Here is a 24,851-nt window from a genome sequence, read left to right on the forward strand (position 1 = left end):
CGCGGCCTGCGCCTGTTCCAGGACCCTGCCGCCAGCAGCGAGTCCGAAGTGGCCAACCTGGTAAGACGCTACCCGATCAAGAGCGAAGTGGTGATCGGGCACATCCGCCAGGCCAATGTCGGCAAGGTCTGCCTGGCCAACACCCACCCCTTCATGCGCGAGATGTGGGGGCGCAACTGGTGCTTTGCCCACAACGGCCAACTGGGTGATTTCACCGGTTCCACAAGCTTTTACCAGCCCATTGGCGATACCGACAGCGAGGCGGCGTTTTGTGACCTGCTCAATCGCATCCGCGGCGCCTTCCCGGAGCCGGTGCCGGTGGAACAGCTACTGCCGGTGCTGGTCGAAGCCTGTGCCGGTTATCGCGCCCGCGGCGTGTTCAACTGCATGCTCAGCGATGGCGACTGGCTGTTCTGCTTCTGTTCGACGAAACTGGTCCACATTACCCGCCGCGCGCCGTTTGGCGCGGCACGGCTGAAGGATGTAGACCTGATCGTCGATTTCCATACCCAAACCACCCCCAACGACGTGGTCACGGTGATCGCCACCGAGGCCTTGACCGAGAACGAAACCTGGAACCGCTACGCGCCAGGTCAGTGGGCCCTGTGGCGGCACGGCGAGTGCACCGCGCACGGACAAAGCTAAGGATGCGGCATGTTCAGAAGTTACCTGCGGTTGCTGCTGTTCACCCTCGGGCTGTTGGCCGGCATCCAGGTCCCGGGGCTGGTCAAGGACTATAGCCAGCGCGTGGAGGCCCACCTATTCGAATCTCGCGAGGCGCTGGACGGTTTTCGCCAGACGGCTGAGCGTTTTTTCAACGGCGACCTGCAAGCCTTGTTGCGACACTACCGCAGCAGTGACGACCCCGTTTTTCTCAGTGATGCCAACAGCATCGAAAGCCTGATGATTCGCAACCAGATGCTCGAAGACGAGTGGCAGGCGCTGCAAGGTTCATGGGCGCAGCGTACCTGGCATGTCCTGACGCAAGCCGACCCGCGGCTGCGAGAAGAAACGCTCAACGGCTACAGCTACCAGGTCTTGCTGGTTCCGCAGGCCATCGGCTGGGGCGTCGGCGCCGGGTTCGTGCTGGCATTCGTGGTAGAAAGCCTGTTGCTGGGGATAGGTCGGTTGATACTGGGTGGGCGACGTGGTGCGGTTAAGGAGAGTTGGCGTTAGGCTAGGGGCTGACACGTTGGCCTAGCCATTTGCGCGGTTACCCCAAATCGAGTCAAAACCCTTACTACATCCCCCCCGGCACCAGCACGATCCGTTGCCCGCCCACGTCCTGCGCATAGCGCTCCAGCACCTGCCGACAGACACCAACCACTTCATCCACCAATGCCACCCCGGTCTGCCAGGCCACTACCAGCTCCAGGCTTGGCGGAGGCTGAAGCCCAGCCAGCAGCACCAGGTCACCCTGGTTCAGTTCGGCCTCCACTAGGGCAGGTGGCAAGGCCCCGATGCCAAAACCGTCGCGCAACAAGCGGGTAATGGCCGCTACCGAATTGACGCAGTTCAGCCGCGGCGTTTGCACCCCGGCCCCTTGCAGCAACGCCAGTACTTCCTGGTGGGGCCGGGAATTCTTCGAGAAAGTAATGATGCGCTCGCGCCCCAGCTCGGCCAGTGACGCGTAGTCCCTGTGCAGGTGCGACCCGGCAGCGACCACCCAGCCCATCGGATAGCGCGCCAGATCCAGGCTGCGGATCGAAGGCTCGCGCAGCAAGTCTGTTTGCACGATCACGTCCAGAAAGCCTTTGTGCAGTTGCTCGCGCAAATTCAGCGCCGTGTCGGCGACCAGTTCGATCTCTACCTGCCGATAACGCTCGGTCAATTCGGCCACCAGCGCGCTCATCCAGGTATGAATGACCGTGTCCATTACCCCGAGACGAATACGCCCGACCTTGGCCCGGTCGCTGTCCAGCGACTGTTTGAGCGCCTTGGCGGTTTCCAGCATGCGCTCGGCATGTTCCAGCACCTTGCTGCCTTCCGGGGTCAGGCTGACCCCGCGCGAGTCGCGCAACAGCAGCTTAACGCCCAGGTCGGCTTCGAGCGCCGCGATACGGCTGGACACCGACGCCTGGGTAGTGAACAGCTTCTGCGCGGTCAGGCGGAAGCTCTTGAGGCGAGCGACCCAGACGAACGTTTCGAGAAAGCGAAGGTTCATGATCAGTTTTTCTTGTTCCAGACCCGGGGTTTTTCTCGTTGGACGCCAGCGCCGCGTGCTCTGAACATGAAGCCCAGGCCGCGACCTTTGCTGTCGCCCCATAAAACAATACCAAGAAGCCGAGGCATCCATGAACCCCACCGGCACGCAGCAGCAGATCAGTTCCCCATCCTCCTCCGGGCCTTTTGCCTGGTACCGCGACATCGATCAACAACAGCGACGTACCTTCTGGAGTTGCAAGATCGGCTATGGCCTGGACGGCATGGACACGCAGATGCTCAGCTTCGTCATCCCCACGTTGATCATGTTGTGGGGCATCACCACCACCGAGGCTGGGCTGATCCACACCAGTACCCTGGTCGCTTCGGCCATCGGTGGCTGGGTGGCCGGCATTCTCTCAGACCGCATCGGCCGGGTCCGCACCCTGCAACTGACAGTGCTGTGGTTCGCCTTCTTCACCTTCCTCTGCGGCTTTGCCCAGAACTACGAGCAACTGCTGGTCGCCAGGACCCTGATGGGTTTTGGCTTCGGTGGTGAGTGGACGGCAGGCGCGGTGCTCATCGGCGAGGTCATTCGTGCCCAGGACCGCGGCAAGGCGGTGGGCATGGTGCAGTCGGGCTGGGCCATCGGCTGGGGGCTGACGGCCATCCTGTACGCGCTGCTGTTCACCTGGTTGCCGCCGGAGCAGGCCTGGCGGGCGCTGTTCTTGCTCGGGCTGGTGCCGGCCGTGTTCGTGATCTTCGTTCGGCGGCTGGTCAAGGATCCGGAGGTCTACCGCCAGGCCAAGGCAACCGAAGCCACCGCGGCGCCCTCGCATTTCTATGAAATCTTTGCCCCCGGCATGCTCTGGACCACCGTGCGTGCCTCGCTGCTGACCACCGGCGCCCTGGGCGGCTACTACGCAATCACCGCCTGGCTTCCCACGTTTCTGAAGAACGAGCGTGGGCTGAGCGTGCTGGGTACCGGCGGCTACCTGGCAATGGTGATCGTAGGCTCCTATGTGGGCTATGTGATCAGCGCCTACCTGTCCGACCTGCTTGGGCGCAAGAAAAATTTCATCCTGTTCGCCGTAGGCTCGTTCGTCATCGTGCTGCTGTACACGCAAATGCCCGTCAGTGATGGGGTGATGCTGTGGTTGGGTTTCCCGCTGGGTTTTTTCGCCTAGGGCATCTTCAGCGGCATGGGGGCCTTTCTGACCGAGCTGTTTCCCACGCGCGTTCGCGGCTCGGGGCAAGGTTTTTGCTACAACGTCGGCAAGATCGTCGCGGCGCTGTTCCCGCTGCTGATCGGCATGCTGGGGCAGCAGGTGCCGCTGGGCCTGGGCATTGGCCTGTTCTCGGCGGTGTCTTATGGCGTGGTGATCGTAGCAGCGCTGAGCCTGCCAGAAACACGCGGCAAACAATTGCAGGCGCGCTAAGGTAGGCACATGGATAACGACAAGGGGTACACCGTGGTGCAACGCCTGCTACTCAATTGCGACATGGGCGAAAGCTTCGGCAGCTGGCGCATGGGCCTGGATGCCGAGGTCATGCCTTACATCAACTGTGCCAACATCGCCTGCGGCTATCATGCCGGCGACCCCGGCATCATGCGCCGCACCGTGACGTTGGCCCTGGCTCACGACGTCACCGTGGGCGCGCACCCGGCCTACCCGGATTTGGTCGGCTTCGGCCGGCGCAGCCTGGCGTGCAGTGCCGAAGAAATCCGTGACTTGCTGCACTACCAGATCGGCGCGCTCGATGGCATCTGCAAGGCGCTGGGCACACGCGTCGCCTACGTGAAACCCCACGGTGCGTTGTACAACGACATGATGGCCGACCCGCTGATCCTGCGCACGGTGCTGGAGGCCGTGGCGGCCTATGACAGTGGCCTGCCGCTGATGCTCATGGCCACGGCCGACGATGCGGCCGCCCAGGCGCTGGGCGCTGAAATCGGCGTACCGCTCTGGTTCGAGGCGTTCGCCGATCGGGCCTACACCGCCAGCGGCCACCTGGTGTCGCGACGCCTGCCGGGCGCCGTGCACCACGACCCGGCCCAGGTGGTGGAGCAAGCCGTGAAGCTGGCCCACGGTCACGCATTGCTGGCCAGCGATGGCACTGCGTTGCTGCTCAAGGCCCATACGCTCTGCGTGCATGGGGACAACGACAGCTCGGTGGCGGCAGTTCGGCAGATTCGCCAGGCGCTTGATGGGATCGTATCAGCATGACCCCGCGCATCGAAGTGGTCGGTATCGATTGTCTGATGGTGCGCCTGTTCGAGCGCATCGAGGAAGCCAACATGCCCTGGGTGCTTGCCGCCAGCCAGCGCTTGCAAGCAGCGTTCGGTGCGCACTTGCGCGATCTGGTGCCGTCCTACACCACCCTGATGGTGCATTTCGACCTGGCGCCGGCCGATGCACGCTGCCTGATCAGGCAAGCCCTTGAAGGGCTACAGCCTGGCACTGACAGCAGCGGCTGTCGGCACGAGATACCGGTGTGGTACCACGCCAGCGTCGGTCCGGAGTTGCCCGTGCTAGCGCGTCAGGCAGGCCTGAGCGAAGCTGAGGTCGTGCGCTTGCACAGCGAACGTGACTACCCGGTGTTCGCCCTAGGGTTCGCGCCAGGTTTCGCGTTCATGGGGCTGGTGGACGAACGGCTGGCCACCCCGAGGCTAAGCACCCCGCGCAAGCAGGTGGCAGCGGGCAGTGTCGGGATTGCCGAGCGCCAGACCGCCGCCTACCCGGCCGTTTCACCCGGTGGTTGGAACCTGATCGGACGGACGCCGGTACGGTTGTTCGACCGTGAGCGCGACGGCTACAGCCTGCTGCAACCGGGTGACCGCGTCCGTTTCGTAGCGGTGACGCGGCAGGAATTTCTGGCGTTGGGCGGTGATGAAGAGGCACAGGCATGAAGCACTTGCGAGTCGAGGCCAGCACACCGCTGTGTGCATTACAGGATGCGGGTCGCTTTGGCGTGAGGCACCTTGGGGTCACCCAGGGCGGTGCTCTGGATTGGGTCGCGATGCACTGGGCCAACTGGTTGCTGGGCAATGCCCTGCAGGCTCCCGTCGTAGAGGTTGCCTTGGGTGGGTTCAGCGTGGTGGCGCAGCATGATTGCGTGCTGGCGCTGGCCGGGGCCGACTTGGACGCGCACATCGACGATCAATACCTGGCCCCTTGGCGCAGCTTCACCCTGACCAAGGGGCAGCGCCTTACTCTCCGGCAACCCCGGCGGGGCGTACGCGCTTACCTGGCTGCACCGGGCGGTTTCGATGCCGAGCCTGTGATGGGCAGTTGTGCCACGGTCGTGCGTGAGGGGCTGGGCGGAGTCGATGGCCAGGGGAGTGTGTTGCGTGAAGGTCAATGCTTGAGTTTTGCCGGTGCAGCGAAACCGATCGGCGAAGTGCCTGATCGGGCGCGCCCTGAATATGTTGCCAAGCCCACCTTGGACCTGGTGATCGGCGCGCAGATCGGCGACTTTGCCGGCCTCAGCCTGTTCGATGCCTTCAACCGCGACTGGACACTGGATACCCGTGCCGACCGCATGGGTATACGCCTGCTTGGCCCACCTCTGGTTTACCAAGGCCCGGCCATGATCTCCGAGGGCATTCCCCTTGGCGCCGTCCAGGTCCCGCCCGACGGGCAGCCGATCGTGTTGCTCAATGACCGCCAGACCATCGGCGGTTATCCCCGCCTGGGGGCGCTGACGCCGCTGGCACTGGCACAACTGGCACAGTGCATGCCAGGCGCGACGGTGCGGTTCCGACCGGTAGTGCAGGAGCAGGCATGGCGGGAGCAGCAGGGGTACTTGGAACGGTGGCGAGCATAGAAGGGCGCTTATCCTGGCTGCCTCACTTCGACAAATACCGCATCCCATCCTCCAACCCCTGCAAGGTCAGCGGATACATCCGGTCCTCGATCAGTTCACGCACCAGATGGGTTGAGGCGGTGTAGTCCCAGGCCTGGCGGGGGTATGGGTTGATCCAGATGACCTTGCGGAACTTGGCCATGATGCGCTGCATCCAGACATACCCGGCTTCCTCGTTCCAGTGCTCCACGCTGCCGCCCGGCTGGGTGATTTCGTAAGGGGCCATGGCAGCGTCCCCGACGAACACCACCTTGTAGTCGTCGCCGTACTTGTGCAGCAGGTCGAAGGTGGAATAACGCTCCGACGTCCGGCGCAAGTTGTTCTTCCACACCGTCTCATACACACAGTTGTGAAAGTAGTAGTACTCCAGGTGCTTGAATTCGGTCCTGCATGCCGAGAACAGCTCCTCGCAGACCCTGACATGGGCATCCATCGAGCCACCGATGTCGAACAGCAGCAGCAATTTCACCGTGTTGCGCCGCTCCGGGCGCATCTGGATGTTCAGCAGCCCCGCATCGCGCGCGGTATGGTCGATGGTGCCATCGATGTCCAGCTCTTCGGCAGCGCCTTGGCGAGCGAACTTGCGCAGGCGCCGCAGGGCCAGCTTGATGTTGCGTGTACCCAGCTCCACCTGATCGTCCAGGTTCTTGTACTCGCGCTGGTCCCAGACCTTCACCGCCTTGCCCTGGCGCTCGCCAGCGTCGCCCACGCGGATCCCTTCGGGGTTGAACCCACCCGAGCCGAACGGGCTGGTGCCTCCGGTGCCAATCCACTTGTTGCCGCCTGCGTGGCGCTCCTTTTGCTCCTGCAGGCGCTGCTTGAACGCCTCGATCAGCTTGTCCAGCCCGCCCAGGGACTGGATCTGCGCGCGCTCCTCGGCGGTCAGAGAGCGCTCGAATTCCTTGCGCAGCCAGTCCTCGGGGATCAACGCCTCGATGTGACGATCCAGGTTCTCCAGGCCCTTGAAGTAAGCGGCGAAGGCTCGGTCGAACTTGTCGAAATGGCGTTCGTCCTTCACCAAGATGGCGCGGGCCAGGTAGTAGAATTCGTCCATGTCGGCGAACACCACGTGCCGTTGCAAGGCATGGTGCAAGTCGAGCAGTTCGCGCACCGACACCGGCACCTTCGCCGCGCGCATTTCGTTGAACAGGTTGAGCAACATGGCCCAGGCTCCCTCAGCGGTTGCCGCGCCGGCTCATGAAGGCCAGGCGCTCGAGCAGTTGCACATCCTGCTCATTTTTCACCAGCGCCCCGGCCAGCGGAGGGATGGCCTTGGTCGGGTCGCGCTCGCGCAGTACCGCTTCGCCAATGTTGTCGGCCATCAACAGCTTCAACCAGTCGACCAGTTCGGACGTCGAAGGCTTTTTCTTCAGGCCCGGTACCTTGCGCACGTCGAAGAACACATCCAGCGCCTCGCTGACCAGCGACTGGCTGATGTTGGGGTAGTGCACGTCCACGATGCGCTGCAGCGTGGCCCGGTCGGGGAAGGCGATGTAGTGGAAGAAGCAGCGGCGCAGGAAAGCGTCCGGCAGCTCCTTTTCGTTGTTGGACGTGATGATGATGATCGGGCGCTGCCTGGCCTTGATGGTCTCGTCGATTTCGTAGACGTAGAACTCCATCTTGTCGAGTTCCTGCAACAGGTCGTTGGGGAATTCGATATCGGCCTTGTCGATCTCGTCGATCAGCAGGATCACCCGTTCCTGGGCCTCGAAGGCTTCCCACAGCTTGCCTTTCTTGAGGTAGTTGCGTACGTCGTGCACCTTGTCCACACCCAGCTGGGAGTCGCGCAGGCGGCTCACGGCATCGTATTCGTACAAGCCCTGGTGAGCCTTGGTGGTGGACTTGATGTGCCAGGTAATCAGGCGCGCCCCGAACGAAGCTGCCAGCTGCTCGGCCAGCATGGTCTTGCCAGTACCGGGCTCACCTTTGACCAACAGCGGGCGCTCAAGGGTGATGGCCGCATTGACGGCCAGTTTCAGGTCGTCTGTGGCGACATAGTCACCCGTGCCTTCGAACTTCATTGGGTCTTTCCTCTGCTTGGGCTTGCGGGCCACGCGCAGCCAGCCTGCTAGGCCAGACCTTGGTGGGGTGGGCGACAGGCTGGTCTCAAGTGGCCAACACAGGGTGTGTGATGGTGGCCCGACTATAACGCGGGGGTACGACGACTGAAAACGCAGACCGAGTATTCAGTCCCCGAATGCCTCGTCACCGCGCCTTAGTCGGAATCCGGCGCGCTGCGCTCGTAGCGCGCACTGAACGCCTGCACGAAACCATTGCGCAGGATCTGCAGGAAAGCCTCGAACGCACTGATGTTCTGCCTGCGCACGCTGCCACTGAGCTCAACGCGCGTGGCGAACTGGTTTTTCGGCTGGTTCTTGAGCACGGTTTCGGTGGCACCCACCAGCGCCTCCCACACCGAGCGGAACAGGCCCTTGTCCTTGTCCTCCACGTCCTGTTGCCAGTCGAATACCTCGACGTCGCGCAGCAGGGGCTTGATGTAGCCGTTCAGACGGCCGTTGGTCGCCTCGGCCTCGATGACCACATCGCCATGACCCGCCTTGAAGTCGAACTTGCCATAGGCGCTGGCAAAGTCGTTGAGTCGGCGCAGCTCGATACCGGTGGCACGCAGGCGGAACTCGAAGTCGTCGAAGTCGCTGAACGGATCGAAGGTGGCACGGCTCTCGACCTTGGCATCGCCTGCGACCAGGGCACGGGCTTCGAAGCTGGCGTCGCGCCGGCCGGCTTCGTCACGGATGTTTGTGAGGTTGCGAACGCTGGCCTGCAACTGCGTCGCCTTGAGCGTGACCGGGGGCTTGGAGTTGAAGTTGCGGAAGGTCAGCACCCCGTCGTCGATTACCACTTCGTTGAGCGTGATGGGCAGCAGCTTGTCCAGTTGCTGACGCCAGTCAGTGCCCTGGCCGGTCTGGGAGTTCTGCTTGTCGCCGCCATCGACGAAGTTCAGCTCCGGGCGCAGGAACGCCACTTCGGCCACCACGGCGCGGTCGTACCACAGCGAATGCCAGCTGACCGAGATGTCGATCACCGGGGCGTCGAGGAAGGGCACCGGCACCTTGCCTGTGGTCTTGACGATCTTCAGCCCGTTGACGGTATAGGCGCCGCGCCACCAGGCCAGGTCCACATCGCTGACCTGCCCACGGTAGTCGCCCATGTCGGCCAGCTTTTCATTGAGGTAGTCGCGCACCAGGTAGGGCAGGGCAAGCTGCAAGGCCACCAGCAGCACGATGAGGCTGCCCAGGGCGATCAGCGGCCAGCGATAGCGGGCTCTCATGGCAGTTCTCCAAGGCAAGGTGTGTGGTTGACCGCAGGGGCTGCGCCGGAGTTCGAACAGGCTTTACGGGCCTTGGGGCCGGGGCTTACCCTTGGGCCTTTCCGAGTTCTTCATCATGCCAAGGACCCTGCCATGAGCCGTATATACGCAGACAATGCCCACTCCATCGGCAACACGCCCCTGGTGCAGATCAACCGCCTCGCGCCGCGCGGCGTGACCATCCTGGCCAAGATCGAAGGGCGCAACCCAGGGTATTCGGTCAAATGCCGCATCGGCGCGAACATGGTCTGGGACGCCGAGAGCAGCGGCAAGCTCAAGCCCGGCATGACCATCGTCGAACCCACCTCGGGCAACACCGGCATCGGCCTTGCCTTCGTCGCTGCCGCCCGCGGTTACAAGCTCATGCTGACCATGCCGGCCTCCATGAGCCTGGAGCGGCGCAAGGTGCTCAAGGCCCTTGGCGCCGAACTGGTGCTCACCGAACCTGCCAAGGGCATGAAGGGCGCCATCGAGAAAGCCAACGAAATCGTCGCCTCCAACCCCGAGCAGTACTTCATGCCCGGGCAGTTCGAAAACCCTGCCAACCCGGCCATCCATGAAAAGACCACGGGCCCTGAGATCTGGAACGATACCGATGGCGCCGTGGATGTGATCGTTGCTGGTGTCGGCACCGGCGGCACCATCACCGGTATCTCGCGCTACATCAAGCACACCCAGGGCAAGGCGATCACCTCGGTGGCGGTCGAGCCCATCGCCTCGCCGCTGATCACCCAGACCCTGGCAGGCGAGGCGCTCACGCCCACGCCGCACAAGATCCAGGGCATCGGCGCGGGCTTCGTGCCGAAGAACCTCGACCTGTCGATCGTCGATCAGGTCATGACGGTGGGCGATGACGAAGCCAAGTCCATGGCGATCCGCCTGATGCAGGAAGAAGGCATCCTGTGTGGTATTTCCTGCGGTGCCGCCATGGCCGCTGCCGTGCGCCTTGCAGAAAAGCCGGAAATGCAGGGCAAGACCCTCGTGGTGATTCTGCCCGACTCAGGCGAGCGGTACCTGTCCAGCATGCTGTTCAGCGACCTGTTCAGCGAGCAGGAAATCCAGCAATAACCTGCCTTGGCGGTGACCCGAAGCAATACCTGGCGGCGGGGTTCATTGCACAATCTTCATCCGTCTCGTTGCGCCCAGGTGGTTTGTGCCTGGGCGCGATAGGTTTATGATGCCCGGATGATTTTCCCCGGATCAGGCAGCGCTGGCCTGTGTCCCGCCCTAGGAGTGTTGCATGACCGTTTCCTTCCTCGCCAAGGCAGGTGTGCTGCTGGTGTTCTTCGGCAGCGTGCTGTTCGTCCACCTGCGCGGCAAGGCCCGCCTGCCCGTGTTGCGCCAGTTCGTCAACCATTCGGCGCTGTTCGCCCCCTACAATGCGTTGATGTACCTGTTCTCGGGCGTGCCGTCCAAGCCGTACCTGGACCGCCAACGCTTCCCGGAGCTGGACGTGCTCAAGGACAACTGGCAGGAAATTCGCGAGGAGGCCCTGCGCCTGTTCGACGAGGGTTATATCCGGGCAGCCGAAAAGGACAACGATGCCGGTTTCGGTTCGTTCTTCAAGAAAGGCTGGAAGCGCTTCTACCTGAAGTGGTACGACAAACCCCTGCCGTCTGCCGAAGCGCTGTGCCCGCGAACCGTCGAGCTGGTCAGCAGCATCCCCAACGTCAAGGGCGCGATGTTCGCCCTGTTGCCCGGCGGCAGCCACCTGAACCCGCACCGTGATCCGTTTGCAGGTTCCCTGCGTTATCACCTGGGCCTCTCGACCCCCAACTCCGATGCCTGCCGCATTTATGTGGACGGCCAGCCCTATGCCTGGCGCGATGGCCAGGACGTGATGTTCGACGAAACCTACGTGCACTGGGTCAAGAATGAGACCGAGGTCACCCGTGTGATCCTGTTCTGCGACGTGGAGCGTCCTTTGAACAGCCCAATCATGACCCGCCTCAACCGCAAGGTCAGCGCATTTCTGGGCCGCGCCACCGCGCCACAGAATACCGACGATGAACGCGTGGGCGGGATCAACCAGGCTTATGCCTGGAGCAAGCGGTTCAGCAACAAGCTGAGCACGCGCGTCAAGCAGTTCAAGCGTGCCAACCCCAAGGCATACCGCGTGTTGCGACCGATTCTGGCCGTCGTCGTAGCCTATCTGCTGTACCGCTGGTTGTTCTGACGACGCCCTCGACCGGGAGGGGCGCCTGCAAGGCAGTCGCCTTTATCCCTGGCGAAACTCGTGGGCAACGCAGTGGCGCAGTACGCCTTCCTCGAAGTCCAGAAAACCCGCTTCACGCTGGGTGATCAGGTAATACAGCAGGGTGTCGAGCGTTCGTGCCGGTGGGATGGCGATCGCCAGCATCTTCACCGCAGGTTCGCTTTCACAGGTGCACCCGAATTCCACCAAGGCTTCGCTGACCTGCTCCAGTGTCTCGGGCGGCTTGACCCGAACCCGGAACACCGAGCTGCCACTGCTGCGCAGCAAACGGGCGAACCAGTGCTGGCCAGCCTCTTCATGGGTGCAGATCACGTCACCTGGGGCGATGCCGTAGACATGAAACGGGATGTTGTCGATCACGTAACCGTCTTCGACGGCCTTGGCCCATAGCCCTTCCACCGATGCCGGCGGATAGCCATTGGCGTCCTGCTGCAGCGGGAACAGCACTTTTTTGTAGACGCTGTTCATGCAGCGCCCCGGCGCCGTGCCGGGCGCAGGACCAGCCACAAAGCCACGCCGATCAGCAGGCCGCCGTACAGGTGGGCCATCGACAACGGCTCATTCAGCAGCCAGGCTCCCCACAGCACGCCGAACACGGGGATCATGAAGGTCACGGTACTGGCTTTGACCGGGCCGATTTCGGCCAGCAGGCGGAAGTACAGGATGTAGGCGAACGCCGTGCACAACAGGCCAAGCCCCACCAGCGAGCCCCAGACCGGCCAGCCGCCCCAGCTGGCCGGTGGCTGGGTAAGCACGCTCCAGGCGAACAACGGGGTAAGCAGCAGGGTCGCACCGAGCATGCTGCCCAGGGCCGACAGGCGGCTGTCCAGGCCGCTGACCCAGCGGCGGGCCAGGTAGCCGGCAAACCCATAGCAGGTCGTGGCCGCCAGGCACGCCAGGGCGCCTTGCAAGAGGGCTGCATCCAGGGCAACAGGCCCCGCGCCGCTCAGGATACCCACGCCGAACAGGCCCAGGAAAATGCCGCTCAACTTGGCCAACGTCATGGGTTCCTTGAAGAACAACACGCCGATCAGCACGCCCATCAAAGGGGTCGTGGCATTGAAGATGGCCGAATAACCGGCCGGCAGCACCTGGGCTGCCACCGAGTAGAAGGTGGCCGGAATGCCCGAGTTGATCATGCCCAGCACCAGGCAGGCGCCTAACTTACCCTGGAAATCCCAGCGTACGCGCGCTGCGCCCAGCAGCGCGATCAAGCCCAGGCAGGCGATGGAGACACGGAAGAAGGCCGTTGGCACGGTGCCCAGTACAGGGGCGATGATGCGCATGAACAGAAAGCTCGCGCCCCATACGGCAGCAAGGGTCAGCAGGCGGGCTAGGGCGGTGGGGCTCACGACGGTCTCCGGGGGCTTGGCAGGGGCGCGAGTGTACGTCAGCAGGCCGGCGGATTCTTGCGCTTTCTTGCCCAGCGAAGTTCAGTCAGTGTCCTGCCATAGCCTGTTCAAGCCCCGCGCAGGCACTTCAAGGCGCTGAAGTCGCTGCGCACCTTGGTCAGCCGATCCAGCAGCACCTGGCGCTGGGCGGGAGTGCTCTGCTGCATCAGGTCCACCACCAGGCTGCGTGCTTGCTGCTCGGTGTTCTGGAAGGCCCGGCGATAGTCGGCCGTCCATAGGCTTTCCTTGTTCTGCAGCAAGGTCGCGACCCGTGCCGGGAAGCCTGACTCGTGCCGTTGTTCCACCGCCAACAGCAGTTGCTGCTGCCAATGGGCCCGGTTGCGTATCCACTCGCTGTTCTGGTCACCCAACGCGCGGGACCAGGCGCCAACCCGTTGCCGCTGTGTCTCGGTCAGCTCGCCGAACCAAGGCTTGAGGCGTTTTTCCATGCGCTCGGCGCGCTCGCTGATCTGGCGGGGCAGGGGCGTATCGACATATTCTTTGCGCCGCTCGGCAATATCGTCACGAAACGCATCGCGCATCTCCGCCACCTGCGCATCGCTCATGCCTTGCAGCAACTCGGTGGCCGACGGCGTGATTTCGGCCGCGACCCGGCCAATCGCCTCGCGGGCCTCCTCGGTGCGCTGCTGCAGCGCCTGGTCGGTGACTTGGTTATCGGCCACCATGGTGCGCAGGCGGTCCAGCCAGTCGAGGTAGCCGGGCAGTTGCGTCTGGCAGTGCCACGCCAGGTGCTGCCTGAGGCGATCATCGAGCAGGGTTTTCTGCTCGCGGTTCATGTCCAGGTAGTCGCCCAGCGACCAAGGCACCAGGCGATCGAGGTTGCGATAGGCCAGGTCGATGCGGCTGCAGGCGCCCAGCATCAGGGCGAAACCCAGGCAGATCGACAGGACTTTGAGCAGGCGTGCAGGCATGTGCGGGTCCTTGCAGTGGCAGCCAAGGGGTAGACGCAGCACGAGACCTGCGGTTCCACCGGATGGCACGTGGAAGCGTGAGCGGCGATGAACCGACCGCAGGCTTTGACACCAGGGCGGGTCTATCCGGAAAATAGCCGCCTTGACTTGAGGATGTTCGAAAATGGCTCTGCTTGGGCGTTACAACAGTTTGCAAATTGTTAAGCACGTGGACTTTGGCCTGTACCTGGACGGCGGTGCCGACGGGGAAATCCTGCTGCCGTCCCGTTACATTCCCAAGGGTGCCGAGACCGAAGTCGATGACTGGCTGAACGTGTTCGTCTACCTCGATAGCGAAGACCAGCTGATCGCCACCACCGAGAAGCCCAAGGTGCAGGTGGGCGAGTTCGCCAGCCTCAAGGTCAAGGACATCAACGGTGCGGGTATCTTCCTGGATTGGGGCCTGTCCAAGGACCTGCTGATGCCCTATTCCGAAGAAGCACGGCCGCTGAAGATCGGTGACTACTGCGTGGTGCACGTGTACCTGGACAAGCGCACCCGCCGCATCACCGCCACCTCGCGCCTGGACCGTTACCTCGACACCACGCCTGCAGACTACAAACCTGGCCAGCCGGTTGAGCTGCTGGTGGCCGGCGAAACGCCGATGGGGTTCAAGGCCATCATCAACAACCGTCACTGGGGCTTGATTCACAAGAACGAGGTGTTCAAGTTCCTGCGCTCAGGCATGCACGAGCAGGGTTACATCAAGGAAGTGCGGGCCGACGGCAAGGTTTCGCTCAGCTTGCAGCCGGTGGGCGCTGCGCTGTCCGACAGCTTGCAGGAGCAGATCATGGCGCGCCTTGACGCCGAGGGTGGGGTGTTGCCTGTTTCGGACAAGAGCGACCCTGCCTTGATCAGCAAGCTGTTCAATGTCAGCAAGGGCAATTTCAAGAAGGCCATTGGCGGGCTGTTCAAGCAGGGCCGCATCGTCATCCATGACGACCGGATCGAGAAAGCCTGATCAGCCCTGCACGAAGGTGTTGAAGTCCAGCTGATCGCCACCGGGGCGCGTGTCGCGCAGCAACGAGTCGCGGTCAGCGCTCAGGGCCAGGCTGATGGTGGAGCGACGCTTGCCAGGGTTGCGCACTTCCATCTGCTCTTGGTGGGCCCGCAGGAAGTTGATCGGCACCTTCAGGTGCTGAAGTTCATCGGTCAGCGGGGTATGCAGCAGCAGGTTGACCCAGTCGGGCTGGCCTTTGCGAAGCAAGGCCACCGGGACCTCGAACCACCACAGGTTGCGCTTGGGGTCGAGAATGGCGAACAGCGTATTGGCACTGGTCAGCACCGGGCGCGCCAGTGCGCTGTTGCGTCGGGCGATGGCAGCGGGTTTGTCGAGTTTCATGCAGGTTCCTGCGGGTCGAAGCCTTCAAAGGCCGCATTGTGAGGGGTGGCACCTTGCCCGGCAAGGTTTCAGGCCCTGATCCCCGCATTTACGCCTAAGCCTTTCAACCGTTTGGCTTGTTGACGCAAATTTCTTGAAACTCCTGTGCAAGCGGCTGGGTCAACCTTCTGTCGGCACGATACGCGTGCTACATCACAGGAGTTTTGCCATGAGCGGTACTAAAGACAAAATTAAAGGTATGGCCAATGAGGCGGTGGGCAACATCAAGCAAGGTGTTGGCAACCTCACTGACAACGAAAAACTCAAAGGCGAAGGCAAGGCCCAGGAAATCAAGGGCGAAGGCCAGCAGGTCAAAGGCGACTTGAAAAACAAGGCCGAAGACCTGACCAAGTAATGATTCACGCCTGCCGAGCCGTCCTCTGCGCTTCGAAACAGGGGACGGTGACCGGCAGAAGTATTCAAAGCCGTTGCATGACGACCGGGAGCAGCACCCCAAGCGCAGGGTCTATTAGACTGAACGTCAGATCGATCAAGCGGCGAAAGGAGACGCTATGATTTTTTCCGCCTTGCAGGGCTTACCCTTGCACCGCGTACTGGTGCGCACCGTCAACGAATTCCTCGATGACGAGATGTCCACTTATGCTTCGGCATTGGCCTACCAGGCTCTTTTCTCGTTGTTCCCCTTCCTATTGTTTCTCATTGCCCTGATCGGTTTCCTGCACCTGCCAGACTTCTTTTCCTGGCTGCGCTTGCAGTCAGAACTGGTCTTGCCGCCCCAGGCCCTTGAGCATGTCAACCCGGTCATCGACCAATTGCAGCAGTCCAAGGGTGGTTTGCTGTCGGTGGGTATCGTCATTGCCCTGTGGACGGCCTCGGCCGGCGTGCGCCTGATGATGAGCGCCATGAACGCGGCCTATGATGTACCAGAAGGGCGCCCGGTCTGGAAACGCATCCCGCTGTCGGTGCTGTACACCATCGGGTTGGCAGGCATGCTGCTGGCGGCCGCTGCGCTGATGGTGCTGGGCCCGCAGGTCATGGAGTGGATCGCGGCGCAGATTGGCATGGAAGAGTTCATCGTCACCCTGTGGACCATTCTTCGCTGGCCGGTGATCGTGATTCTGCTGATGGTCGCGGTCGCGGTGATCTACTACGTCATGCCCGATGTGGAGCAGAAATTTCGCTTCATCACCCCGGGCTCGGTGCTGGCGGTCGTGGTGTGGATCATCGCGTCGCTGGGCTTTGCCTACTACGTGAAGACGTTCGCAGACTACAACGCCATGTACGGCAGCATCGGGGCGATCATCGTACTGCTGCTGTACTTCTACATCTCGGCTGCTGTGCTGTTGCTGGGCGCAGAGATGAACGCGGTGATCGAGCACATGTCGGCCGAGGGCAAGGACCCAGGCGAAAAAGACTTCGATGGCACCTGCGACGACGAGAAGCCCAAGGTATTGGGCAAGGAACGCCCCGGTGCTGATGAAGCGGCGGGCGTTGAACCTACCCCGCGCTGACCTGCCCCGGTTGGGCGGTGCGCTCCAGCGCTATCAAGGCCTTGCTGCGTTGATAGCGCTGGAACTTGTCATGCAGCGACCGGGGTAGCGCTCCAGCCGGCGCGAACCCCTGGCGTCCGTAATAGAGGGCGAGCGATGGATGGCAAAACAACCATGTGCTGGCGCAGGCGTTCTCCAGGGCCGCTGCGACCAATTGCTCACCCACGCCTTCCGAGCGCCGATCAGGCGCCACCAACAGCCCCGTCAGCCACTGACCACCGTCCACCTCGCTGAGGGACAACCCAGCAATGATGCCCGGCGACCTGGCCACCCAAAACGTGCCCTGCGCAGGGGCGCGCATGCGCGAGCCCTGTTGGCGATAGAAGTGGTCGAGCAGCCGCCGTTCCGGGGCTGAAAGCCGGGTGCAGTGCACTGGCGGCCATGACTGCACGACGGTGCTCAGCTGGCCACGAAGTTCGGCGGGGAAACCAGTTCGACGGTTTGCTGCTTGCGCGGTGCCAGGATCTCGGCTTCACCCTCGACGACCAGTTCGTTGTGCTGGTTGTACACGTTGGTGGCGATACGCACTTTGAACTTGGGCAGTTTTTCCAGGATTTCCAGGCGCACCGTCAGGGTGTCGCCGATCTTGACCGGCTTCTGGAAGCTCATCTGCTGGCCCAGGTAGATGGTACCAGGGCCTGGTAACGTGCAGGCCACCGCCGCACTGATCAACGCGCCGCTGAACATGCCATGGGCAATGCGCTCGCGGAACATGCTCTTGGCCGCGAACTCGGCATCCAGGTGCACCGGGTTGTGATCGCCGGACATGGCGGCGAACAGCTGGATGTCGCGCTCCTCGACCAACTTCGTGTATTCGGCTTTCTGGCCGACTTCAAGGGCTTCGTAGGGCGTGTTGCTGAGCTGGGACATCAGGGCTTCCTTAAGCAGTACAGGTCGGATGCCGGTCGCACGCAGGGCGTCGGCCAGACGGGTGAGACGCTTGCCGGGGTCGCCCGGATCACATTTTGCGCCCACGTCAGTGTACCCACAGTCGAGCAAATTGCAGGAAGGGCACAAATAAGATTCACAATGTTAATGGCAGGCGCTGACGGCTGGGCCGTGCCTGGCTTACCTGCTAACGTCGAATCAACGCCTGTGCATCGCCTGCGCGCAGGCACTCGGACTAATCAGGACGCAGTGCAGGTCCCGGCAGAGGAACAACAATAAATGCAAGCCGACTTCTGGAATGACAAGCGCCCGGCGGGCGTGCCGTCCACCTTGGACATGCAAGCCTACGCGTCTGTGGTCGAGGTGTTCGAACGCTCCTGCAAGCGCTTTGCCGATCGCCCGGCCTTCAGCAACCTGGGCGTGACCTTGACCTACGCCGACCTTGATCGCCTGTCGGCTGCTTTCGCCAGCTGGCTGCAGCAACATACCGACCTCAAGCCGGGCGACCGCATCGCGGTGCAGATGCCCAACGTGCTCCAGTACCCCATCGCGGTGTTCGGCGCCATGCGCGCAGGGCTGATCGTGGTCAACACCAATCCGCTGTACACCGAGCGCGAAATGCGGCACCAGTTCAAGGACAGTGGTACCCGGGCCCTGGTGTACATGAACCTGTTCGGCAAGCGTGTGCAGACGGTCCTGCCCGATACCGGTATTGAGTACCTGATCGAAGCGGAGATGGGCGACATGCTGCCCACGCTCAAGGGCTGGCTGGTCAACACCGTGGTCGACAAGGTCAAGAAGATGGTGCCGGCCTATGCGCTGCCCCAGGCTGTGTCGTTCAAGCAGGTGCTGCGCCAGGGCCGCGGTGGCGTGCCCCAGCCTGTGCCCTTGGGCCTGGGTGACATCGCCGTGCTGCAGTACACCGGCGGCACGACGGGGCTGGCCAAGGGCGCAATGCTCACCCACGGCAACCTAGTGGCGAACATGCTGCAGGTGCTGGCGTGCTTCTCCCAACATGGGCCGGACGGGCAGAAGCTGCTCAAGGACGGCGAAGAGGTGATGATCGCGCCGTTACCGCTCTACCACATCTATGCTTTCACTGCGAACTGCATGTGCATGATGGTCACCGGCAACCACAACGTATTGATCACCAACCCGCGGGACATACCTGGCTTCATCAAGGAGCTGGGCAAGTGGCGGTTTTCTGCGTTGCTGGGCCTCAACACCCTGTTCGTCGCGCTGATGGACCACCCCGGCTTCCGCCAGCTCGATTTCTCCGCACTCAAGGTCACCAATTCCGGCGGCACCGCCCTGGTCAAGGCCACGGCAGAGCGCTGGGAACAGCTGACAGGCTGCCGCATCGTCGAAGGGTACGGCCTGACCGAAACGTCCCCCGTGGCCAGCACCAACCCCTATGGCACGCTGGCGCGGCTGGGCACGGTGGGCATCCCGGTGGTGGGCACGGCCTTCAAGGTGATCGACGCCGACGGTAACGAGCTGGCGCTGGGGGAACCCGGCGAGCTGTGCATCAAAGGCCCGCAGGTCATGAAGGGCTACTGGCAGCAACCCGAGGCCACGGCCGAGGCACTGGACGCCGAAGGCTGGTTCAAGACCGGTGACATTGCCGTGATCGACCCGGACGGCTTTACCCGCATCGTCGACCGCAAGAAGGACATGATCATCGTGTCTGGCTTCAACGTATACCCCAACGAAGTCGAAGAGGTGGTGATGGGCCATCCCAAGGTGGCCAACTGTGCCGCCATCGGCGTGCCGGACGAACGTTCCGGCGAAGCGGTGAAGCTGTTCGTGGTGCCGCGCGAGGGTGGTGTGGATGTCGAGGAGCTCAAGGCCTACTGCAAGGCCAACCTCACCGGCTACAAGGTGCCCAAGCACATCGTGCTGCGCGAGGCGCTGCCGATGACGCCCGTGGGCAAGATCCTGCGGCGCGAACTGCGCGACGCCAGCTAGATCGGTAGCCTGCGGTGAGAACGTGGTGCCGTGCGCCAGGGCCTCTGGCACGGCACATCCTGCTGGATGCCCAGGCTAATTAAGTCAAATACTCTAAACGTGACTCGAAGCATTCTTTGAGTCACTTTTGTGACTGTCAAGCCCGCTTTGGGCTCTAGTAGACCCTCGGCAAAGCTGCTACTCTCGGCCCGCTTTCAGATGATCTGGTTTACATCAGGCCGTCATCTCATATCAATAATAAACGCCTCGACGCGTGAAACGAACTTCGCTGTTGCTGAAGGAGTGGGCTTGCATGATCGACCATTTTTGGAAGGACAAGTATCCGGCCGGTATCGCGGCGCAGATCGATCCCGACGAATTCCCCAACATCCAGGCGGTACTCAAGCAATCCTGCCAGCGCTTCGCCGACAAACCGGCCTTCAGCAACCTGGGCAAGACCCTCACTTACGGTGAGTTGTATACCCTGTCCGGTGCCTTTGCCGCCTGGTTGCAGCAGCATACCGACCTAAAGCCCGGTGACCGTATCGCGGTGCAGTTGCCTAATGTGCTGCAGTACCCAGTGGCGGTGTTCGGTGCCATGCGCGCCGGCTTGATCGTCGTGAACACCAACCCGCTGTACACCGCCCGGGAAATGGAGCACCAGTTCAAGGACTCCGGCGCCAAGGCGTTGGTGTGTCTGGCGAACATGGCGCACCTGGCCGAGAAGGTGGTGCCCAAGACCCAGGTCAAGCACATCATCGTCACCGAGGTGGCAGACCTGCTGCCCCCGCTCAAGCGGCTGCTGATCAACAGCGTGATCAAGTACGTCAAGAAGATGGTGCCGGCCTATCACCTGCCCAGCGCCGTGCGCTTCAACGATGCCCTGGCCCTGGGCAAGGGCCAGCCGGTGACCGAGGCCAACCCGCAGGCCGATGACGTGGCCGTGTTGCAATACACCGGCGGTACCACCGGTGTGGCCAAAGGCGCCATGCTGACTCACCGCAACCTGGTGGCCAACATGCTGCAGTGCCGGGCGCTGATGGGCTCGAACCTGCAGGAAGGGTGCGAGATCCTCATCACCCCGCTGCCGCTATACCACATCTACGCCTTCACCTTCCATTGCATGGCCATGATGCTGATCGGCAACCACAACGTGCTGATCAGCAACCCCCGCGACCTGTCCGCCATGGTCAAGGAGCTGGGCAAGTGGAAGTTCACGGGCTTCGTGGGTCTCAATACGCTGTTCGTGGCGCTGTGCAACAGCGATGCGTTCCGCGCCCTGGACTTCTCGGCCTTGAAGATCACCCTGTCCGGCGGCATGGCGCTGCAACTGAGCGTTGCCGAGCGTTGGCGTACGGTGACCGGTTGCGCCATCTGCGAAGGATACGGCATGACCGAAACCAGCCCGGTGGCCGCCGTGAACCCGGCGCAGGCCAACCAGGTGGGCACCATTGGCATTCCGGTGCCGTCCACGCTGTGCAAGATCGTCGACGACGCCGGCAACGAGCTGCCCTTGGGCGAAGTGGGCGAACTCTGCGTCAAGGGCCCTCAGGTGATGAAAGGCTACTGGCAGCGCGAGGAGGCCACCGCCGAGATTCTCGACAGCGACGGCTGGCTCAAGACCGGCGACATCGCCCTGATCCAGCCCGACGGCTACATGCGTATCGTCGACCGCAAGAAGGACATGATTCTGGTGTCCGGCTTCAACGTCTATCCCAATGAACTCGAAGACGTGCTGGCGGCGGTGCCCGGCGTGTCGCAGTGTGCGGCCATCGGCATTCCGGATGAGAAATCCGGCGAGCTCATCAAGGTCTTCGTCGTGGTCAAACCCGGTATGACCGTGACCAAGGAGCAGGTGATGGAGCACATGCGTGCCAACCTCACCGGGTACAAGGTGCCGCGTCAGGTCGAGTTTCGCGACACCTTGCCGACCACCAATGTCGGCAAGATCCTGCGCCGCGAACTGCGTGACGAAGAGCTCAAGAAGCTCAACCTCAAGAAAAGCGCCTGACCTGGCGTGCACCGCCCGCAATCGCCTTGCAGCCCTTTTGATGAGGCCGCGCAGGGCGATTGACGGGCCTGGGCTTCAGCGCAGTTTTTCCAGCATCTGGTAGTACCACATGCCCGCCGCCAAGAGCGGGTTGCCCAACACGTCCCCCATCGGCACACGCACATGCTTGCACTGGGCGAAGGTGTCGAATTTCTCCAGCGTGCCCGTCAGGGCTTGCGCCATGATTTCGCCCATGATGTGACTGGTGGCGATGCCGTGCCCGGAATACCCTTGGCAGTACCAGACATGGTCCGAAAGCTTGCCCACTTGGGGAATCCGGTTGACCACGATGCCCATGGCGCAGCTCCACTGGAACGCGATGGGCACGCCCTTCAAGGCTGGGAAGGTGCGCTCGATGCAGGGGCGCAGTTCAGCTTCGATATCCCGCGAGTCGCGCCCTGAGTAATTGGCGCCGCCGCCGAACAGCAGGCGCTTGTCGGCCGTCAGGCGGTAGTAGTCCAGCACGAACCGGCAATCGTAGACGGCCAGGTCATGCGGGTTGATCTGCGCTGCCAGCTCGCCCAGTGGCGCCGTGGTGACGATGCCGCCCATGGCCGGGAATATCTTGCCCTTGAGCTGGCGCTTTTCCAGCTTGTGGTAGACATCGCCCGCCAGCATGACTTGGCGCGCGTCTACACGCCCATGGGCCGTCACCACGGCAGGGCGGGCGCCGTGGATGATTTCCAGCACTTCGGTCTGCTCGAAGATCAGCGCGCCCAGGCCGTGGGCGGCGCGGGCTTCGCCCAGGCACAGGTTCAGCGGGTGCAGGTGCAGGTTGCGACGGTTCTTGAGGGCGCCCAGATACAGGGGGCTTTGCAGGTGCTCGGCCATCGCCTGGCGGTCGAGCAGTTCGACCTGATCCCCCATGCCATAGCGCTGTGCCTGGGCCTCGAAAGCCCGTAGCTCGTCCAGGTGCGAGGGCTTCATGGCCGCGTGCAGGTGACCGTGCTTGAGGTCGCAGTCGATGCCATAGCGGGCCACCCGTTGCTCGATGATCTGGTGGCCCCGCCAGCGCAGGTGCCAGATGAAATCGTCCACGTCGCTGCCCAGCCGCTTGCGCATCTGTGCACGCATGGCCTCGTCCCCCGACAGGCTGCCGGTCACTTGCCCGCCATTGCGCCCGCTGGCGCCCCAGCCCACCCGGTTGGCCTCGACCACCGCGACCTTCAGGCCGCGTTCGGCCAGCTCCACAGCCGTTGCCAAGCCGGTGAAGCCCGCGCCGATGATTGCCACGTCCACCTGTACGGTGCCCTTGAGCTGGGGGTAGGTGGTGGGGTCGTTGAGGGTGGCGGTGTAGTAGGACGGTGCACGTTGCGCCGGGTCTTTGTTGACTGCTGCGTTCATGGGTAATCCTTGTTCTGTATGGGGCTCAGGCCTGGTGCAGGTACCAGCGCCAGTCCTGTTCGCTGACTTCGGCCATGAATTGACGGTACTCGGCGCGCTTGACCTTCAGGTACACGCCAAGAAACGCATCGCCCAATGCATCGCGGGCCCAAGTGGACTGCTCCAGGGCCTGCAGCGCGGTGAGCCAGTCAGTTGGCAGGTGTTCGGTCGCCTGGGCATAACCGTTGCCCTGAATCGGCGCGCCTGGGTCGAGCTGATCACGTATGCCGGCGTGACTGGCGGCCAAAATGGCGGCGGCAGCCAGATACGGGTTGGCGTCGGCCCCGCAGATACGGTGCTCTACATGCCGGCTGTTGGCCGGTCCGCCCGGCACCCGCAGGCTGACTGTGCGGTTGTCCACGCCCCAGGTGGGCGACAGGGGCGCGTAGCTGTTGGCCTGGAAGCGGCGGAAGGAGTTGGCGTTGGGGCAAAACAGCAGCAGCGACTCGTGCAGGTGCTGCAACATGCCGGCCACTGCCTGGCGCAGCAGCGGTGTGCCGGCCGGGTCTTTGCTGGCGAACAGGTTACGGCCGGCGCTGTTGGCCAGGCTCAGGTGCATGTGCATGCCAGTGCCGGCCAGGTGGCCGAACGGCTTGGCCATGAAGCAGGCCTGCATGCCGTGGGCGTGGGCGACGCCTTTGACCAAGCGCTTGTAGCGTACCGCCTGATCCATCGCCTGCAGCGCATCACCGTGTTCGAGGGTGATTTCCACCTGGCCTGGGGCGTATTCCGAAATGGCCGTGCGCGCCGGTATGCCTTGCGCCTTGCAGGCTGCGTACAGGTCTGCCAGGAACGGCTCGATCTGCTCCAGCTCCCGCAGCCCATACACCTGAGTGCTGCGAGGGCGTCCGCCGTCCCGGTCGAGCGCCGGCTGTGGATGGCCGTGAGCATCGCGCTGCTGGTCGAGCAGGTAGAACTCCAGTTCGCAGGCCATCACGGGGTGATAACCATCGGCCTTCAGGGCGTCGACGGTGCGCAACAGTACATGACGAGGGTCGGCCACGCTGGCAGGCAGGCCTTGGCGCGGGTGCATGCTCACTTGCAGCGCTGCGGTCGGCACCCGGCGCCAGGGCAGGCGAACCAGGCTGCCATCGAGTGGGTAGGCGCGGCAATCGATGTCGCCGACATCCCAGACCAGGCCCGAATCTTCCACGTCGTCGCCGTTTACGGTAAGGCCGAGAATGGTGCTGGGTAATGGCCGACCGGTCTGGTATACGGCCAGCAGTTCATCACGGTGCAGCAGCTTGCCGCGTGGCACGCCGTTGGCGTCGAGGATGAACAGTTCGAACAGATCGATATCGGGGTTGGCGGCCAGGAACTGGCTGGCCTGATCCACAGGTGCAAAGTGCATAATCATTCGCTCGCGAACGCTCAGGCCTCTGCCTGTGCAGGCGGCCTGGCTGGGTCAAACGGCCCTAGACAGGCCGGGTGAGGTCATGCAGGCATGAGCGAGGTGTCGGGCGGGCGGGCGTGACGGCAGTGCCACAATGCCCAGAAGGCGAGGATGACATGCACCAGCGGATTCTCGCCGCACAGCGTCTGGGGCTTCGACGGCGAAGGGCGATTGGACGATGGTGGGCTGGGCAGGGCGGGAATCATGCATTCGATACTCACATGTCGGTTGTGGAGAATTAAAGTAGTGAATGGCAACCTTTGCATCGGGATTGGCTAAACATTTGCCTGGGACGCAAATGGTTAGGGTCCAGTGCTCAGTGGTCGAGCTCGCTATCTGCGCACCCACGAACCTTGCCGTATCATTGCCGTTGCCGTTGCCGTT

24 protein-coding genes and 1 pseudogene are annotated in these 24,851 nt (G+C 62.8%); 13 read left to right on the plus strand and 12 right to left on the minus strand.

From position 1 onward, the window contains the following. Both B2Y33_RS20490 and B2Y33_RS20495 read left to right on the plus strand, forming a co-directional pair. On the plus strand, positions 1-645 hold a 645-nt coding region (locus tag B2Y33_RS20490; RefSeq protein ID WP_288633343.1), incomplete at its 5' end, for a class II glutamine amidotransferase. Between the two features lie 9 nt (positions 646-654). Further along, positions 655-1,176 (plus strand): DUF2937 family protein, encoded by a 522-nt coding sequence (locus B2Y33_RS20495; RefSeq protein ID WP_027915825.1) that lies wholly within the window; start codon positions 655-657, stop codon positions 1,174-1,176. Between the two features lie 64 nt (positions 1,177-1,240). Here B2Y33_RS20495 and B2Y33_RS20500 read toward each other — a convergent pair whose 3' ends face one another. Continuing rightward, entirely contained in the window at positions 1,241-2,164 is a 924-nt protein-coding gene (locus B2Y33_RS20500; protein WP_059183715.1) for a LysR family transcriptional regulator, read from the minus strand. Positions 2,165-2,294: 130 nt separating this feature from the next. Between B2Y33_RS20500 and B2Y33_RS20505 the strand changes: the two are divergent. From B2Y33_RS20505 to B2Y33_RS20520, 4 genes and pseudogenes are all read left to right on the plus strand, one after another. Next, positions 2,295-3,581 (plus strand): annotated as a pseudogene (locus tag B2Y33_RS20505) (MFS transporter). Positions 3,582-3,590: 9 nt separating this feature from the next. Next, on the plus strand, positions 3,591-4,370 hold the full coding sequence (locus B2Y33_RS20510; protein WP_028686830.1) for a 5-oxoprolinase subunit PxpA: 780 nt from the start codon (positions 3,591-3,593) through the stop codon (positions 4,368-4,370). Beyond that, positions 4,367-5,053 carry a 5-oxoprolinase subunit PxpB gene (gene pxpB, locus B2Y33_RS20515; RefSeq protein WP_088523807.1) on the plus strand — a complete coding sequence of 229 codons (687 nt, stop codon included), beginning with the start codon at positions 4,367-4,369 and terminating at the stop codon, positions 5,051-5,053. The genes B2Y33_RS20510 and pxpB overlap by 4 nt, the downstream gene beginning before the upstream one ends. Further along, entirely contained in the window at positions 5,050-5,970 is a 921-nt protein-coding gene (locus B2Y33_RS20520) for a biotin-dependent carboxyltransferase family protein (RefSeq protein ID WP_028686828.1), read from the plus strand. The genes pxpB and B2Y33_RS20520 overlap by 4 nt, the downstream gene beginning before the upstream one ends. 22 nt (positions 5,971-5,992) lie before the next feature. Here B2Y33_RS20520 and B2Y33_RS20525 read toward each other — a convergent pair whose 3' ends face one another. From B2Y33_RS20525 to B2Y33_RS20535, 3 genes are all read right to left on the minus strand, one after another. Then, a complete protein-coding gene (locus tag B2Y33_RS20525; RefSeq protein ID WP_023534905.1) occupies positions 5,993-7,171 on the minus strand; it encodes a vWA domain-containing protein in 1,179 nt (392 codons plus the stop codon). 13 nt (positions 7,172-7,184) lie between these two features. Then, positions 7,185-8,030 carry an AAA family ATPase gene (locus B2Y33_RS20530; protein WP_023534935.1) on the minus strand — a complete coding sequence of 282 codons (846 nt, stop codon included), beginning with the start codon at positions 8,028-8,030 and terminating at the stop codon, positions 7,185-7,187. A gap of 194 nt (positions 8,031-8,224) precedes the next feature. After that, positions 8,225-9,298 (minus strand): DUF748 domain-containing protein, encoded by a 1,074-nt coding sequence (locus tag B2Y33_RS20535; protein ID WP_027915830.1) that lies wholly within the window; start codon positions 9,296-9,298, stop codon positions 8,225-8,227. A gap of 132 nt (positions 9,299-9,430) precedes the next feature. On the opposite strand from B2Y33_RS20535, the gene cysK reads away from it, so the two are divergent. After that, positions 9,431-10,405, plus strand: coding sequence for a cysteine synthase A (cysK, locus tag B2Y33_RS20540; protein ID WP_111475272.1), 975 nt, complete (start codon positions 9,431-9,433; stop codon positions 10,403-10,405). 172 nt (positions 10,406-10,577) lie between these two features. Next, complete coding sequence (locus B2Y33_RS20545) at positions 10,578-11,513, plus strand: aspartyl/asparaginyl beta-hydroxylase domain-containing protein (protein ID WP_088523804.1); 936 nt, start codon at positions 10,578-10,580, stop codon at positions 11,511-11,513. A gap of 42 nt (positions 11,514-11,555) precedes the next feature. Here the strand turns inward: B2Y33_RS20545 and B2Y33_RS20550 are convergent, their stop codons facing one another. The 3 genes from B2Y33_RS20550 to B2Y33_RS20560 form a co-directional block, all read right to left on the minus strand. Continuing rightward, the gene (locus tag B2Y33_RS20550) at positions 11,556-12,020 is read right to left on the minus strand and encodes a DUF4265 domain-containing protein (RefSeq protein WP_027915833.1); all 465 of its coding nucleotides are present in this window, start codon (positions 12,018-12,020) and stop codon (positions 11,556-11,558) included. After that, entirely contained in the window at positions 12,017-12,904 is an 888-nt protein-coding gene (locus B2Y33_RS20555) for a DMT family transporter (RefSeq protein WP_027915834.1), read from the minus strand. The genes B2Y33_RS20550 and B2Y33_RS20555 overlap by 4 nt, the downstream gene beginning before the upstream one ends. Positions 12,905-13,011: 107 nt before the next feature. Then, positions 13,012-13,875 (minus strand): DUF6279 family lipoprotein, encoded by an 864-nt coding sequence (locus B2Y33_RS20560; RefSeq protein ID WP_028686825.1) that lies wholly within the window; start codon positions 13,873-13,875, stop codon positions 13,012-13,014. A gap of 163 nt (positions 13,876-14,038) precedes the next feature. Here B2Y33_RS20560 and B2Y33_RS20565 point away from each other — a divergent pair, with 163 nt between their 5' ends. Beyond that, positions 14,039-14,875: a CvfB family protein gene (locus B2Y33_RS20565; RefSeq protein ID WP_027915836.1), complete on the plus strand. Its 837-nt coding sequence runs from the start codon at positions 14,039-14,041 to the stop codon at positions 14,873-14,875. Here B2Y33_RS20565 and B2Y33_RS20570 read toward each other — a convergent pair whose 3' ends face one another. Beyond that, the gene (locus B2Y33_RS20570) at positions 14,876-15,256 is read right to left on the minus strand and encodes a hypothetical protein (RefSeq protein ID WP_023534906.1); all 381 of its coding nucleotides are present in this window, start codon (positions 15,254-15,256) and stop codon (positions 14,876-14,878) included. Between the two features lie 208 nt (positions 15,257-15,464). On the opposite strand from B2Y33_RS20570, the gene B2Y33_RS20575 reads away from it, so the two are divergent. Both B2Y33_RS20575 and B2Y33_RS20580 read left to right on the plus strand, forming a co-directional pair. Then, a complete protein-coding gene (locus B2Y33_RS20575) occupies positions 15,465-15,650 on the plus strand; it encodes a CsbD family protein (RefSeq protein ID WP_206406063.1) in 186 nt (61 codons plus the stop codon). 157 nt (positions 15,651-15,807) lie between these two features. Further along, positions 15,808-16,767, plus strand: coding sequence for a YihY/virulence factor BrkB family protein (locus B2Y33_RS20580; RefSeq protein WP_288633348.1), 960 nt, complete (start codon positions 15,808-15,810; stop codon positions 16,765-16,767). Here B2Y33_RS20580 and B2Y33_RS20585 read toward each other — a convergent pair. Together B2Y33_RS20585 and B2Y33_RS20590 are read right to left on the minus strand one after the other, a co-directional pair. Then, entirely contained in the window at positions 16,754-17,143 is a 390-nt protein-coding gene (locus B2Y33_RS20585; RefSeq protein WP_081728229.1) for a GNAT family N-acetyltransferase, read from the minus strand. The two genes, B2Y33_RS20580 and B2Y33_RS20585, sit on opposite strands and share 14 nt — an antisense overlap. A 62-nt stretch (positions 17,144-17,205) precedes the next feature. Then, positions 17,206-17,676, minus strand: a complete 471-nt coding sequence (locus B2Y33_RS20590) for a MaoC family dehydratase (RefSeq protein ID WP_049695594.1) — start codon at positions 17,674-17,676, stop codon at positions 17,206-17,208. A gap of 297 nt (positions 17,677-17,973) precedes the next feature. On the opposite strand from B2Y33_RS20590, the gene fadD2 reads away from it, so the two are divergent. Together fadD2 and fadD1 are read left to right on the plus strand one after the other, a co-directional pair. Further along, complete coding sequence (fadD2, locus tag B2Y33_RS20595; RefSeq protein WP_110607548.1) at positions 17,974-19,662, plus strand: long-chain-fatty-acid--CoA ligase FadD2; 1,689 nt, start codon at positions 17,974-17,976, stop codon at positions 19,660-19,662. Positions 19,663-19,954: 292 nt separating this feature from the next. Beyond that, positions 19,955-21,652 (plus strand): long-chain-fatty-acid--CoA ligase FadD1, encoded by a 1,698-nt coding sequence (fadD1, locus tag B2Y33_RS20600; RefSeq protein WP_027915842.1) that lies wholly within the window; start codon positions 19,955-19,957, stop codon positions 21,650-21,652. A gap of 75 nt (positions 21,653-21,727) precedes the next feature. On the opposite strand, the gene B2Y33_RS20605 is transcribed toward fadD1, so the two are convergent. Then, positions 21,728-23,035 (minus strand): NAD(P)/FAD-dependent oxidoreductase, encoded by a 1,308-nt coding sequence (locus B2Y33_RS20605; protein WP_027915843.1) that lies wholly within the window; start codon positions 23,033-23,035, stop codon positions 21,728-21,730. Positions 23,036-23,060: 25 nt separating this feature from the next. Further along, entirely contained in the window at positions 23,061-24,425 is a 1,365-nt protein-coding gene (locus B2Y33_RS20610) for a glutamine synthetase family protein (protein ID WP_028686821.1), read from the minus strand. Positions 24,426-24,851 lie beyond the last annotated feature (426 nt).

Source organism: Pseudomonas sp. UBA5666, from assembly GCF_002420785.1.
Lineage (GTDB): Bacteria > Pseudomonadota > Gammaproteobacteria > Pseudomonadales > Pseudomonadaceae > Aquipseudomonas > Aquipseudomonas fulva.